The organism is Ruegeria sp. HKCCD6604 (assembly GCF_013110635.1).
GTDB lineage: Bacteria > Pseudomonadota > Alphaproteobacteria > Rhodobacterales > Rhodobacteraceae > Ruegeria.
In genome coordinates, this window is the sequence record NZ_WVQW01000019.1 from 1 (window position 1) to 14640 (window position 14640).

Here is a 14640-nt window from a genome sequence, read left to right on the forward strand (position 1 = left end):
TCGCCCGCCAGCGCCCGAAACCATCATACCAATGGATCGCAGGCCGACAATGCACCAACAATCAATTTGGACCAGTCAGATGAGGCTGCTCAAGCGAGCTATGCATGCGTTCCCGCGCAACAACAATTGGTTACTTTTGACATATTGATAGGACGGCCTCGCACTCCTGAAAGCAGGCCGGGCACTCAACCAGAGATCGCTTCACATAAAACCGCTTCAGCTATGTTCCCGGTTCGTTATGGCACATTCGTCAACTTTGGGTTTCGGATAGCAGCTGGTTCAATTGAACCTTTTGCGTCCGTACTGTGTTTCCAACATGTTGACTGAAAGATGGGGATTGTCCACTTCTACAGCAGCCAGATAGGAAACCTGACGCAAGCTCTACTCAAGCAACAAAGCGCCGCTTAGGTCAAAATGCTTCGGGAACATTGCGCGCAGAAATCGAAAAACAATTCTCATTGCTTCGTCACGATCAAATGAATCCGGGTGGAGTAGGTAATCTGTCCACATGCCTTCCAGCATTGCGAGTGTGCCGTGCGTAGCATCCCTAGCAACTTGATTAGGGTGTTCGGTTCCAGCTTCTTTCGCAATTCGAGCGAATGCGTTGAAAACCAGATTACGAAGCTTAGCATCGCGGGTATCTGAAAACGCAGCGATTGCCGCTCTGTTTCGGGCCTCGCCTCGAAACGCGTACCAAATGGAAACGTTTTTCTTATTGAGAATGGCTTCACTCAAGTCGCCGCGAACAATCATCTCAATATGTTCCTGTCCGGTTTGCCCGGTCGTTTCCAACAAGTCGTAAATGCCATTGTAGTATTGTTCGGATGAGTAGCGGGCGGCTTCGTCAACCAAATTGTCTTTGCCGCCAAAATGAAGGTGAATCATGCCGCGGGACAGTTCGGCGCGTTGAATGATTTCGCTGACGGAAGTCTCGGAAATCCCTTTTTCTGCAACCGAGTCGAGTACTGCCTCGATCAGGGAAAGGCGGTTTCGCTCGCGTATTTCTTGTCGTCTTCCAGTCATTGGATCAGGCGGCTCTGTTTGTTTTCAGTCTCTTGCGGTGTCTTCTAATGGCCGGTTTGAAATTGGCCATCCCCAGTTGCGAAATTATCAGTTGACACAGCTAGTCCAAAAATTCCAGATTTAAATGGACGATTGTCCATTTTGTGATCGACATTGTCGTGCCACCGAAAACGAAGCTCAGCAGGGAAGCATGGCCGGAGTACTACGAAGTGAAACGGGCAAGGGCCTGGCACTGAGCGCGCCTGCGACGCTCTATGTCGGCCTGCTCGTGGCTGTTCCGCTTTGCATTCTTGTCGCCTACAGCTTTTGGACCCAGACCTATGTCGAGATTGACCGCACACTGACCTGGGCGAATTACCAAGAGGCGTTTACCGACCCGCTGGTTCGACATCTGATGATCCGGTCGGTCGCGATTGCGGGGGCAGTGACATTGGCGACGGTCGGTCTGGCCTATCCGATTGCCTACTTCATCGCGTTTCGGACGCAGAAAAAAACCCTCTGGCTATTGCTGATTACCATCCCGTTTTGGAGCAGCTACCTGCTGCGGGTGTTCAGCTGGAAATTGATCCTTGGCTTCAATGGGGTGATGAACTCAGCATTGATTTCGCTGGGGCTGATACAGGAGCCGCTTACATTCCTGCTCTACAATGAATTCGCTGTTGTCCTTACACTTGCACATGCCTGGGCGCCGTTTGCGATCCTGCCGATTTATGTGTCGCTGCAAAAGATCGACCGCAGCCTCTTGGAGGCCGCAACCGATTTAGGGTGCAGCAAGTTGGAACGGTTTGTGCGCGTAACTTTGCCCCTGACGGTGCCAGGGATCATCGCCGCTTGCTTGATCATTTTCATCCCCACGGTTGGCGATTATGTCACACCAGCCTTGGTCGGCGGTTCGCAGGGAAAAATGGTGGCCAATTTGATCCAGGTTCAGTTTGGCGCGGCCAATAATTGGCCATTGGGTGCAACCCTGTCTCTGCTTGCCATGCTTTCGGTCGGTTGCGTCGCAATCCTGTTTGTGGTGGTCGTCACCGCACTGGGGCGGAGGATCAGATGACCAAGGCTATTCGTATCCCATGGTTGCTTGTTTACGCGATCGCCTATCTGGTGTTTTTGTACCTGCCAGTTCTGCTCTTGCCGCTGTTTTCATTTAATGACGGAACCATCGTAGCTTTCCCGCTAAAGGGGTTCACGTTGAAGTGGTACGCGCAGTTAGGTCAGCAAGACACGTTGCTGCAGGCGATGGTCAATTCGCTGATCGTCGGCAGTGTGACTGCCTTGATGGCGACGTCTCTGGGCCTGTTCGCCGCGCGCGCCTATGTCCGGTACCGTTTCAAAGGAAGGGAATTCTCCGAAGGTCTGGTCATGCTCCCGCTGGTCGTGCCCGGTATCATTGTCGCCAGTTCGATGTTGGTACTGTTCATCAGCGTCGGGTTGAAACCTTCACTGACAACCGTGATTCTTGGGCATGTGTTCGTGGCTTTGCCCTTTTCCGTATCGATCATGAAATCGGCCTTTGACGATTTCGACCAGTCGTTGGAAGAGGCTGCCTTCGATCTCGGCGAAAGCGTTGTGGGAACCTTTCGGCGTGTCACTCTGCCTATTGTTGCGCCCGGCATCATCGCCAGCATGCTGGTGACATTCACCGTGTCGTTTGATGAATTTGTCCTGGCCTTTTTCCTGTCCGGGAACAGCCCGACATTGCCGGTCTATATCTGGAGCCAGATCCGCTTCCCGGCAAAATTACCCAACACGCTGGCGCTTGGGTCGATGCTTTTGCTGTCTTCGGTCCTGCTGTTGTTGATTGCCGAGTATTTCCGCCGCCGTTCCACCCAGTCATCGGATTGAAGCCAAAGGAAATGAACAAGATGAGCGAACAGAACATCATCGAAATTCAGGGCGTTGAAAAACGCTTTGGCTCCTTTGTCGCTGTGTCCGATCTGAACCTGACCTTGAAAGAGGGTGAGTTTTTTTCGCTGCTTGGGCCTTCGGGCTGCGGCAAGACCACGGCCCTCCGCATCATCGCCGGGTTTCAGGATCACGAAGAGGGCGAGATCCGGATTGATGGGCGCGTAATGGGCGAGGTGCCTGCCAACAAACGTCCCACCAATATGGTGTTTCAAAGTTATGCAATCTTTCCGCACTTGAATGTGGGCGACAATGTCGGGTTCGGTTTGCGCAAGACAAAGCTCTCGCGCAAGGAAATCAAGGAGCGCGTTGCTGAAGCGCTTGAGATGGTTGAACTTGGCGGCTTGCAGGACCGCAAGGCCAATGAATTGTCGGGCGGTCAGCGTCAACGCGTGGCGCTTGCTCGTGCGTTGGTTATGCGGCCGAAAGTGCTGCTGTTGGATGAGCCTCTTTCCGCGCTGGACAAAAACCTGCGCGAAGCCATGCAGCTGGAAATGCGCCGTCTGCAGCAAAAGCTTGGAGTTACCTTCGTCATGGTCACGCATGACCAATACGAGGCGATGACCATGTCCGATCGCATCGGTGTCATGTTTGCTGGGCAGCTCAAGCAGGTCGACAAGCCCGAAGTTCTGTATTCTCAACCGTGCAATCGGGAAGTGGCTTCTTTTATCGGTGGAATGAACTTTCTGGATGCTGAGGTAACGGCTGAAAATTCTGAAACGCTGGAAGTAACTGTTCAGGGGTTTGGGCAGATGACGATTGGGGTGAATCCAAACGTTCATATGCATGACAAAGAACTGCTGGTCGGCGTTCGGCCCGAACAATTGGATATCAGCGCAGAAAAACCGGATGGCTACGACGCTTATGTTCAAGGCGTGGTATCGGACGTCGCCTTCTATGGTGAGAGCGTCCATTATTATGTGCGCATCGACGGATTGCCCGAAAGCATCGCCGTCGCAGTGCCCAACTACTTTCACACAGTCGATCACAGCCGGGGCGATACCGTCTGGCTTGGTGTTCAAAGCGCCTCGGTGATCGATTTGGGCAAACGTGAATCATGAATCTGTGGGAGGAGACAAATGAGTAAAACAGCGCCACTTATGGCAGCAGTAGTTGCCACCTTTGCCGCCAGCCAAGCTCTGGCGAACGCCGCTGATCTGACCGTTTTTGACTGGTCCGGATATGAGGATCAGGGTTTCTACGGCGACTATGTCGAAAAATACGGCGGCGCGCCTAGCTACACCTATTTTGGCAGCGTGGAAGAAGCGTTCACAAAGCTTCAGTCCGGTTTTGAAGCTGATTTGGCCCATCCCTGCACGGATGCCCTGAGAAAGTGGGTAGCGGCAGACATGATCAAGCCGATTGACACCAGCAAGCTGGAAAACTGGGACAAGCTGATGCCCAAGATCAAAGAGGTCGATGGCATCACCATTGATGGGCAGACCTACATGGTTCCGTTCGAATGGGGCAATACTGGTCTTATCTATCGAACAGATATGATTTCGGCAGATGACGTTTCGCTGCAATTGCTTGCCGATTCTGCATATCAGGGCAAAGTCGCCATTCCGGACGCCGCTTCCAGTGCCTTTGCAATGGCGGCATTGGCAACCGGCGCCTCCAGCTATACCGATATGAGTGACGAGGAATTCCAAAAAGCGGCGGACTACCTGCGCGCGATTCATCCGAACGTGCGCTTTTATTGGTCTGACGCCGGCCAACTGGATCAGGCAATTGCCAGCGGTGAGGTCACGCTGGGTTGGGGATGGAACCAATCGGAACTGAACCTGATCTGGAACGAAACGCCAGCGGTCATGATGCGTGATGTAGACAAAGGTATCGCAACTTGGGTCTGCGGTTATGTGCATCTGAAATCTGCCAAGCAGTCGGATGAGCAAGTCTATGACATGCTGAACGCGCTCAGCTCTGCGGCAAGCGGTAAATACATCATTGAAAGCTGGGGTTATGCCCACGCCAATGAAGACGCTTTTGCACAGGCAGACCCGGAGCTGATCGAAACCTACGGGTTTTCGGATGTGGACAGCTTCTTTGAAGGCAGCCTGTTCTTTGACGCTGTTAACCCCGAGCTGGAGGCCAAGATGTTGAAGGAATTCGAGCGCATCAAAGCTGGCTTCTAAGGGCACTCTTACAACACAGCCGGGAATGGTGGGGACGTAGAAATCCTTCCATTCCCACGAACCAATTTCCAATTTCCTTGGAGGAAGCGCGGCAATGTCAGGCGCTGACGAATATTCTGTTCTCTTCGAACCGGTCAAGATCGGGCCAGTAACGGCTCGAAACCGGTTCTACCAGGTGCCCCACTGCAATGGTTTGGGTCATTTGCGACCTCAGGCCGAAGCTGCCATGCGGGCGATGAAAGCCGAGGGCGGTTGGGCGGTGGTGTCCACTCAGGAGGCCGAGATTCATCCGACTTCAGATTTGTCTCCTTATTCTGAAAACCGAATTTGGGACGATCAGGATATTCCCGCACTGCGTCTGATAAGCAACTCAATTCATGAGAAGGGCTCGCTCGCGGCAATCCAATTGGCGCATAACGGGCACCATGCCCAAAACCACCTGACCCGCGCGCCTCTGCTGGCCCCATCAGAACTTGTCTTGCAGACTCCATACCCGAAACAGGCAAGGGCAATGGACAAGGCTGACATTCGAGAATTTCGCAAGTGGCATCGCGCGGCGGCTCGTCGCTCGCGCGAAGCCGGGTTCGACATTGTGTATGTCTATGCGGGGCATCACATGACATTGCCTCATCATTTTCTGCTGCCGCAGTTCAATGATCGGACGGATGAATATGGAGGTTCGTTGGAGAACCGGGTGCGACTGACCCGCGAGCTTCTGGAAGAAACCAAGGAAGAGGTCGGAGATGATTGCGCCATTGCCCTTCGGTTTGCGGTTGATGAAATGCTCGGGTCAGAGGGGATGCAAGCGCAGGAAGAAGGCCGTGCAGTAGTCGAATTGCTGGCCGAGCTTCCAGACCTTTGGGATGTTAATGTGGCGGATTGGAGCAACGACTCTGCGACGACCCGGTTCGAGCCCCGCGACGGCTTTCAGACCACATACATCGAGTTCGTGAAACAGGTGACTTCTAAGCCTGTTGTGGGCGTCGGGCGTCTTACGTCGCCGGACTTGATGGCGTCACTGGTCAGGAAGGGCATCCTTGATTTTATCGGCGCGGCGCGACCATCCATCGCCGATCCGTTTCTGCCCAACAAAATTAGGGAAGATCGCATCGAAGAAATACGTGAGTGTATCGGTTGCAATATCTGTGTTTCATCCGACTCTCTCGGCGTCCCAATACGCTGTACTCAAAACCCGACTATGGGTGAAGAGTGGCGGAGGAAATGGCATCCTGAGATCATTGAGCGTCGGGTAAACGAGGAAGCTGCGCTTGTTGTCGGCAGCGGACCAGCCGGACTTGAATGCGCCATGCAATTGGCGCGGCGGGGCTACGAGGTAACTCTGGCGGAAGCAAAGCATGAGTTCGGCGGCCGTGTGATGCAGGAAGCTGCCCTGACCGGGCTATCCGCTTGGAAGCGCGTGACAGATCACAGAATCTACGACCTGCAACAACGCGGGAACGTTCAACTGTTCACCGACAGCCGTTTGTCAGCCAGTGAGGTCATCGAGTTGGGTATGCCGAACGTCTTTGTTGCAACCGGCGCAAAATGGCGGCGAGACGGGCGCGGGAAATCTGCATTTCACGGTGCACCAATCGGTTTAGGTTCTCAGATTTTCACTCCGGATGACATTGTGGCCGGAGTCATGCCGCAGGACGGCCCGATTGTGGTCTACGATGATGATCAAGCCTATCTCGGTGGAGTCTTGGCTGATCATTTGGCTCAGGTTGGGCGAGAGGTTGTCTTTGTAACGCCGGCCTCAATAGTTTCGCCGTTTACCGAATTGACGTTGGAGCAGACTAAAGTGCAACGCAGTCTGTTGGAAAAAGGCGTTCGTCTGAACCTGTCCCAGACCTTGGCCGGTGTCGCGCCCGGCCAGGCGACATTGCAGTGCGTCTACACGGGGCGAGAGAACTCCATTGAATGCAGCTCCGTGGTACTGGTGACGCAGCGAATGCGAGAAACCACTCTTTACGACGAGCTTTGCGGTTTGACAGCAAGTCCGCTGAAAACGTTGGAATTAATCGGAGATGCCGCAAACCCCGGCTTGATCGCGGATGCTGTATATTCGGGTCACATGGCTGCCCGGAATTTCGAACGTAACGCGGACGACATCGACCGTGAATTCTTCCGCCGGGAAGTCATTTCCCTTGAATCTGCATGAGGTGCGCTATGCCAAAAGATGACTTGCAAGTAATGCGCGACTTGATGGATGCGCAGCGGGAAGGTTTCGCCATGCCGCGCCATTTCTATACCTCTCAGGCAGTATACGACAACGACATCAGCACGTTCTGGAACCGCAACTGGATCTGGGTCGGCCATGTCAGCCAGGTCGCCGAACCGGGCGACTACTTCCTGTTCGATTACGGCCCGGAATCCATCATCATCGTTCGGGATCGCGAAGGCGAGGTGCGCGCGCATCTGAACGTGTGTCGCCACCGTGGATCGCGGGTTTGCATCGAACAGAAAGGCAAAGCCCGCAACTTCATATGTCCGTATCATGCATGGACATTTGACCTGAACGGCAAGCTACGAAACGGGCGATCGATGGGACAGGACTTTGACCCAAGCCAGTATGGGTTGTTCCCTGTTCAGGTGAAGACTTTTCAGGGTCTGATCTTTGTCTGCGCCGCAGAAGATGCTCCGCCGCTGGATGCTGCCCTTGAAAGGCTGGCCCCGCTTTCAAAGCCGTTCGATTTTGAAAACCTGAAGGTCGCGCATGAGGCGTCATACCCGGTTCCGGCAAACTGGAAACTGGCTTTGGAAAACTACTTGGAATGTTATCACTGCGCGCCATCCCATCAGGATTATTCGCGTAGCCATTCTCTGAAAGACCCTGCTCAGGTTCTGGAGTTCAGCGGTGCGCTTCATGAGCGGATGAACGAAGCCGGAATTCCCACTGAGGAGCTTGATCTGACGGGAGAAAATGCGGACGCGCCGGGCGCAGATGTTTATTGGCGGCGCTACCCCTTGTTCCCCGGTTATGTGACCGGCAGCAAGGATGGAGCGCCTCTGGCGCCGCCTTTGGGCGAACTGAAATCTCTCGATGGCGGAGCAACTGATCTGGGCATCGGCACACTGAACTACTTCCTCGTCTATGCAGATCACGTGGTTGGGTATCGGTTCGTCCCGCGTGCCCTGCAAGAAACAGATATTCAGATCGTCTGGTACGTGCGCAGCGACGCAGAACAGGGCCGCGACTATGACAAGGATGCGCTGACATGGCTCTGGCATGTCACATCGCTCGATGACGAGCGGATCATACGGCACAATCAGGAAGGCGTGAACTCGCACCATTTCGTCCCAGGGCCGTTGTCCGAGATGGAATGGAGCATTCCCGGTTTCTATCGCAACTACTTCAGCATGATCTGACACGCTCAGAATTCGGAGACTAAACATGACAGAGTTAACGCAGCGCAGATCACGACGGCGCGGTGGTGGGCGTGAAGCACGTGCAGCAGTGCGGACCAGCAATGTCGCTTCCCAAGCAATCTGGCCGGGCATTTCGGGTGGACGATACAGGCCTCTTTCAGACGCGGACATGTCGCGTATTCATGAAGCCGCCCTTGGCATTCTGGAGCGTACGGGTGTCGGTGATCCAACACAGGAAGTTCTTGATCTAGTGCTGCCCAAAGGGGCAACGGTGAACGAGTATGGTAGGCTGTGCTTTCCTCGCGCGTTGATGGAAGATCTTTTAGCAAAGGCGGCCAGCGAATTTTATGTCCATGCGCGCGGATCTCGGGCCGGTAAGGACGATATGCGCTGCACCAAGGACAAGGTGTATTACGCAAACTCCGGCACTGCTGTGACAACGTTCGACGCAGAAACGCGCAGTTACCGGCCATCAACTCTCAAGGACATCTACGATTTCACCCGTCTGGTAGACCGGCTCGACAACATTCACATGACTGGCGACACGGTTCTGGCAACGGATGTGCCGCAGGACTACGAGCATGACATGAGCATGCTCTACGCGATCTTGGCGGGTTCCGAAAAGCCATCCTGTCTGACGTTCCGTACGCGCGAGCATATTCAGGACGCGATCCATTTATTCGATCTGGCTTCGGGCGGGGAGGGCAAGTTCCTTGAAAAGCCCTCGGTCATTTTTGGCGGTTGCCCCATTGTTTCACCGCTTAGGTTCGGGCGGGAAAACCTGGAAATCCTGATTGATACAGCGAAGATGGGACTTGTCTGCGATTTGGCTGTTCCGCCACAAGCTGGGGCGACTTCACCTGCGCCGTTGGCCGGAACACTGGCCCAGGCCGTAGCTGAGACCTTGTCATGCGTCGCCATTGCAAACTTGATCAATCCGGGCACCCCGGTCGTCTTTGCGGCATGGCCGTTTATTACCGATCTGCGCACCGGTTCCTTCACTGGTGGAAGCGGAGAGCAAGCGTTGATCTCCGCGGCGGCAATTCAGATGGGCAACTTCTACAACCTGCCGACCAGCGTCGGGTGCGGCATGACGGATTCCAAGATACCTGATGCGCAATATGGTTTGGAGAAGGCGCTGACCTTCGCGTTGGCAGCCCATGCTGGGGCCAACCGGCTCTGCGAATTTGGCGGGATGGTTGGCAGCCTGATGGGCTGTAGTTTCGAGTCCATGGTCATCGACAACGAGGCTGCTGGTATGATCTCAAGAACACTTCGTGGGATCGAGGTGAGCGACGACACGCTGTCGGTCGACGTCATTCATGAATGCGCAATTGATCCCGGTCACTTCCTCGGCAACGCGCAGACTTTGCAATACATGGAAACCGAGTATGTCTACCCGACACTGATGGACCGGGAACTAACAGATACCTGGGAGAAAGCCGGTCGTCAGGACATGTTCGAACGGAGCCGATCCGTTGTGGATGACATTCTGTCCAATCACTATCCGAACTACTTTGGCAGCATGGTGGACGAAGAGGTTCGGTCCAGGTTCCCGATCAAATTGCCCCCCGAGGCAATGCGCGCTGGGTAAGCGCCGCTGAGCGTAGGGTGGGCTTCGCGGTTGCGCCTAAGTTTTGAATACGCCTTGGTGCGTCAGGTCTTCGGTTGTCAGCCGGATTCCTTTTTCAAGGATGTCAAACATCTCGTTTAACTCGCCCTCCGTGATGATCAGCGGAGGGGAGAACACACACATGTTGATGATGGGCCGCAAGATCAGCCCGTTTTCCTGGCAATGGTGATCAATCATCGCACCAACGGACTTATCAAGATCCAATAGATTATTAGCCTCGGCGTCCGCAACGCACTCAACGCAACCAACCAGTCCCATACCGCGGGCATCGCCGACCAGCGGCAAGTCGGCCAGAGCCTGAAGACGCTCTTCGAAAAAGGGTGTGATCGCGCGGACATGTTCCATAACGCCGTCACGCTCCATAATTTCAATGGTTTTCAAACCTGCCGCCGCGCTCACTGGGTGGCCCGAATACGTGAAACCATTTGAAAAGGTGGCATCCTGCCCGTTGTCTCCGCTCACATCTGCAATCAGCCGGTCAGAGATAATACAGGCCCCCATGGGTACATACCCTGACGTCATGCCTTTGGCGCAGGTGATGATATCAGGTTGAATTCCAAAGACGTCTTCCGAAGCAAACCAATGTCCAAGCCGCCCAAAACCGGTTACGACCTCGTCTGAAATATACAGGACATCGTATTTCCGGCAGATTTCCAGGCAGCGCTGATGATACCCCCGTGGAGGCACAATGACGCCACCAGAGCACAAGATCGGTTCAGCGATGAAAGCAGCGACCTTGCCTGCTCCAGTCTGCAGGATCGTGTTCTCCAGATCAGCAATTTTTTCGTCCAGGAAATCATTGATCGTCTGATCGGGGCGACGCGTATACGGGTTCACATTCGGTAGGAAACGCGTAAGGTCCGAGGCCTGATCCAACCAACCTTTGTCGCGCTCTTTTCCGGAAACCGAGGCCGCCAGGTACGTCGATCCGTGATAGGCCTTCTGCCGTGAGATCACGATCTTCTTTTCAGGTTTGCCCAGCAGGTTGTTGCGGAATTGTACAAAACGTATGGCGCTATCAACGGCCGTTGATCCACCCGTTGTGAAGAACACGTGGTTTAGGTCACCCGGGGTTCTCTTGGCAATCTCATGTGCCAACCGGGCTGGAGCCGAGTTGGCATTATTGAAGGGCGAAAAATACGCCATCGCTTTCGCCTGCTGCGCCATCGCATCGGCAATCTCGGTGTTTCCATAGCCCAGTTGAACACACCACATCCCGGCAGGCCCGTCTATCAGGCGCTTTCCGTCCTCGGTCACGACGTGGATACCAAGACCGCTTTCGGCAAAAGTTCGTTCATTTTGGCCTAGGTACGACATCCCCTCCCACGGGTGCAGGAAGTGTTTGTTGTCCCAGTCACGTACAGACTGAAAATCGGAGTTCAAGAGTGTCATTTGGAACCTGTATGAAACACTTATCACAAAATGAACAAACATTCATTCAGTGTCAATCCTTGAACTTCTGCTCCTCTAGATGCGACAAGTAACATGCGCGTTCCTCAACAAAGGAAAAAGACATTTCTGCCAAGACTGATATCCCAACCAATGCACGAGATTTGAGCAAGCTGCAGAACCGAAAGCAGTTGATCCATGCGGCAGCAGACGCAATCCATAAGTACGGAATTCGCGGAACGACCTCGGCAAGAATTCAGGAGCTGTCAGGGTTATCGCGGGGAATGGTGAACCTGCACTTTGGCTCAAAGGAGAAGCTGCTGCTCGCCGTGGCAGAGGAGCTATCAGCGCGCTATGCAAGGCAATGGAAGGCAATCGCAGATAACCCTGAGTTTGGCCCTGCGGACAAGCTGATCTCTATCATAAAAGCTGATTTCGACCCGTTGGTCCTTAATGCGCGGGACGTTGCGATCTGGTTTTCGTTTCGGGCCGAAGCGCTCTCGAATCCACACATTTTTCCTTTCATCGACTCGCGGGACAAAGGTTTCCGAGCGGTGATCCAAGACCTGTTGAAGCAAATTGAGAGTGAAGGTGAGTACGAAGACATCGACGCCAAACTTGCAACAGACGCTTTGATTGCTTTGCTGGAAGGACTCTGGACCGACTACCATTTGCACTCAGAAATCTTCAATCCCGAGGAGGCTTTGAAGATTTGCCTGTATGTATTGCAGTCAATGTTTCCGAAGCACTTTGTGACACAGTCGTTTCACATGTGACCGCGACAAAATGATTGAGAGTGTACTACGGTTAATCACAAACCAGTTCGGGTTTCGCGGTTCAATCGGCGCAGGTCGTTTATCATTGCTTTGGCCAGAGAGACGCACATGAGCAGCAAGACGACACTGAACGGCAGCGCACCGATTATCATGGAATTGGTCAAAGCCTCTAATCCGCCGCCGCCAGCGACAAGCAGAGTTCCAATGACAAGGGCCAGAAGAACGCCCCACAGGATACGATGAAGCGGGCTGGTGTCTTCAGACCCACCGGACATGATCGTGTTCATCACAAGGATGCCAGAGTCGGCGGAAGTAACAAGGAATGTCATGGTTAACAGCACGCACATGACACTCACTACCGTGAGCAAGTTGCCCGATATCATTTCCCTCAAGGTGACAAACAGTGTTGCCGTCGTTGATGCGGTCAGGATAGATCCATTTGCATCCCCGTTAAGCTCCAAATCGATGGCGGCCCCACCAAGTATGGCCATCCACGCGAAGCACACGAGGGAAGGGGCAATGACGGCCCCAAGTATGAATTCGCGTACGGTTCGTCCCCTGGAGATACGCGCTAAGAAAAGGCCGACAAAAGGCGAAAACGCGATCCACCATGCCCAGTAGAATGTAGTCCATCCGGCCTGCCATCCGAACAACCTGCCTCGTGTGCCCGCGTCATAAACTGCAGTCTTGGTTGCATCAGAAAGACCGGCTGAATCGTTGCTCAAACCCTCAAGATAGGTTGCTTTTGTTCCCCATGGATCAGTTGCACCTGCGAAGAGTTCGCCAACAAAGGGCGCCGCCTCGGCTGGCAATACGGAGGCAAACTCGACTTCGGAAATCGGTCGAAAAGCCTGGAAACTCAGAGGGACAAAGTTTTTGATATAGTCAACCAGCGCTGTAGCATAGGTCGTCGCCGCAAATGCGAATGAGCCATAAACAATAAATACCGCCAGCAATAACATTGAAAAGAGAAGATTAATGTTTGACAAGTACTTGACACCACGCCCCACGCCAGAGACGGCTGAGAGTGTCGACATAATCATAACAACGATCAACGCCGTAATTAGGCCGGCGGTCGACGGAATCATTTTGGTTACGTCTTTCTCCACAAGCCAATTCGCACCAGTAATTAGAAACGCACCGTCCACTAATTGAGAAACGCCATATCCGATCGTTACCGCCACGCCGAGTATTGTCGCAACGACGCCGAGCACATCGATCACATGTCCTGCAACACCGTTTGAGTATTCTCCGAGCAATGGGGTCAGTGCGGTGCGGATTGTTAGCGGCATGCCTCTTGTAAACGCGTAATAGGCAAGGCTAAGGCCGGTGACGACGTATATTGCCCAGGCGTGAAATCCGGTGTGCAAAAATGTATAGCGGTAGGCTCCTTGAATTGCGTCCTCGCTTTTGGGTGTGATTTCCCCGGAAATAGTCAATGGATTGGTTTCCCAAAGGCCAAGTGGTTCAGCGGTTGCATAGACCATTAGGCCCACGCCCAGACCCGCCCCAAATATCATCGAAAACCATGAGAAGTTCGAAAATTCCGGTTTCTCATCTTCTAAGCCCAACCTTATTCGGCCAGTTGATGGAATAAGCGCGACAAGGAAGAGGAAGAGTACAAATAATCCAACGGAAAGGTTGTAGAAGGTATTGAACTCGGACAGCATTCCTGACTTCCAAGATCGCAGTGTATCGTTCGCTGATAGTGGCCAAACCAGCGCCCAGAGAACAAGCAGAGAAACCGAGAGTTTGCTGACTAGAGCAATCGGCAGGCTATACCCTTTGTAAAAGCCAGTCCGCTGAGTCCTTATTTTGAGGTCTGTGAAAGGTTCTTCAAGCGCCATGTTTTCTCGGTCTTGCATAAATTGACTGCTTTGCACGCCGCACTGCCAGTCGCTGGGTTCCAGACTAGATTACTTTCAGACAGAATAGGACTGTAGCTGCGGAAGCGATAGCTGAGAGGAAGAACTTTGAGTCGCAAATGGCAAAACCTTTGCGGTTATGAAATTTTGAATGACTCAAAATCAAAGGCTTAGCCAATGTTCAATGGCAAAACTATGTGTCGCACGACACTTTGAATTCATTGGAAAAAATGGCGGTTTTTACCAGCTACCCGCCAACATACCCGCCAAAGTGGTGGCTAGTTTCGAATGGCCTATAGACGGCGACGGATTGATACCGGGAAATAACTCGTCAGTTCAAACTGACTATGAGTTACCTGATCGGGTTCAGCCAAATATTCTATCCGTTTACTGTTTTTTTGCTGGGCGACAGACTTCCATACAAGTTCTAAGTTAACTCCTAGGCTCAGGATGCATTGATTTTCGCTGCGCTGCGTGACTCACGGCTCCAAGAACGGAGGGGAGACATGAGCGATCTTTATTGACGAACCGACGCGCAGATGGCG

The 14640-nt window shown here is 53.3% G+C and carries 12 protein-coding genes; 9 read left to right on the forward strand and 3 right to left on the reverse strand.

Annotation, left to right across the window (positions count from 1 at the left end):
- On the forward strand, nt 1-327 hold a 327-nt coding region (locus tag GS614_RS22015), incomplete at its 5' end, for a hypothetical protein (protein WP_216601246.1).
- 54 nt (nt 328-381) lie between these two features.
- On the opposite strand, the gene GS614_RS21590 is transcribed toward GS614_RS22015, so the two are convergent.
- Entirely contained in the window at nt 382-1023 is a 642-nt protein-coding gene (locus GS614_RS21590) for a TetR family transcriptional regulator C-terminal domain-containing protein (protein WP_171121015.1), read from the reverse strand.
- A gap of 190 nt (nt 1024-1213) precedes the next feature.
- On the opposite strand from GS614_RS21590, the gene GS614_RS21595 reads away from it, so the two are divergent.
- The 7 genes from GS614_RS21595 to GS614_RS21625 all read left to right on the forward strand — a co-directional run bounded on the left by GS614_RS21595 (nt 1214) and on the right by GS614_RS21625 (nt 10026).
- Complete coding sequence (locus GS614_RS21595; protein WP_170380962.1) at nt 1214-2077, forward strand: ABC transporter permease; 864 nt, start codon at nt 1214-1216, stop codon at nt 2075-2077.
- Entirely contained in the window at nt 2074-2868 is a 795-nt protein-coding gene (locus GS614_RS21600) for an ABC transporter permease (protein WP_171727294.1), read from the forward strand. Before GS614_RS21595 ends, GS614_RS21600 begins: the two co-directional genes overlap by 4 nt.
- Nucleotides 2869-2888: 20 nt before the next feature.
- The gene (locus GS614_RS21605; protein ID WP_171727298.1) at nt 2889-3989 is read left to right on the forward strand and encodes an ABC transporter ATP-binding protein; all 1101 of its coding nucleotides are present in this window, start codon (nt 2889-2891) and stop codon (nt 3987-3989) included.
- 18 nt (nt 3990-4007) lie between these two features.
- Nucleotides 4008-5063, forward strand: a complete 1056-nt coding sequence (locus GS614_RS21610; RefSeq protein WP_171121020.1) for an extracellular solute-binding protein — start codon at nt 4008-4010, stop codon at nt 5061-5063.
- 94 nt (nt 5064-5157) lie between these two features.
- On the forward strand, nt 5158-7224 hold the full coding sequence (locus tag GS614_RS21615) for an FAD-dependent oxidoreductase (RefSeq protein WP_171121022.1): 2067 nt from the start codon (nt 5158-5160) through the stop codon (nt 7222-7224).
- An 8-nt stretch (nt 7225-7232) separates the two neighbouring features.
- On the forward strand, nt 7233-8432 hold the full coding sequence (locus tag GS614_RS21620; RefSeq protein WP_170380953.1) for an SRPBCC family protein: 1200 nt from the start codon (nt 7233-7235) through the stop codon (nt 8430-8432).
- Nucleotides 8433-8457: 25 nt separating this feature from the next.
- The gene (locus GS614_RS21625; RefSeq protein WP_171727295.1) at nt 8458-10026 is read left to right on the forward strand and encodes a trimethylamine methyltransferase family protein; all 1569 of its coding nucleotides are present in this window, start codon (nt 8458-8460) and stop codon (nt 10024-10026) included.
- A gap of 36 nt (nt 10027-10062) precedes the next feature.
- On the opposite strand, the gene GS614_RS21630 is transcribed toward GS614_RS21625, so the two are convergent.
- The gene (locus tag GS614_RS21630; protein WP_171727296.1) at nt 10063-11457 is read right to left on the reverse strand and encodes an aminotransferase; all 1395 of its coding nucleotides are present in this window, start codon (nt 11455-11457) and stop codon (nt 10063-10065) included.
- Between the two features lie 161 nt (nt 11458-11618).
- On the opposite strand from GS614_RS21630, the gene GS614_RS21635 reads away from it, so the two are divergent.
- Complete coding sequence (locus GS614_RS21635) at nt 11619-12230, forward strand: TetR/AcrR family transcriptional regulator (RefSeq protein ID WP_253282663.1); 612 nt, start codon at nt 11619-11621, stop codon at nt 12228-12230.
- A 35-nt stretch (nt 12231-12265) separates the two neighbouring features.
- Here GS614_RS21635 and GS614_RS21640 read toward each other — a convergent pair whose 3' ends face one another.
- Complete coding sequence (locus GS614_RS21640; RefSeq protein WP_171727297.1) at nt 12266-14077, reverse strand: BCCT family transporter; 1812 nt, start codon at nt 14075-14077, stop codon at nt 12266-12268.
- Nucleotides 14078-14640: the final 563 nt, after the last annotated feature.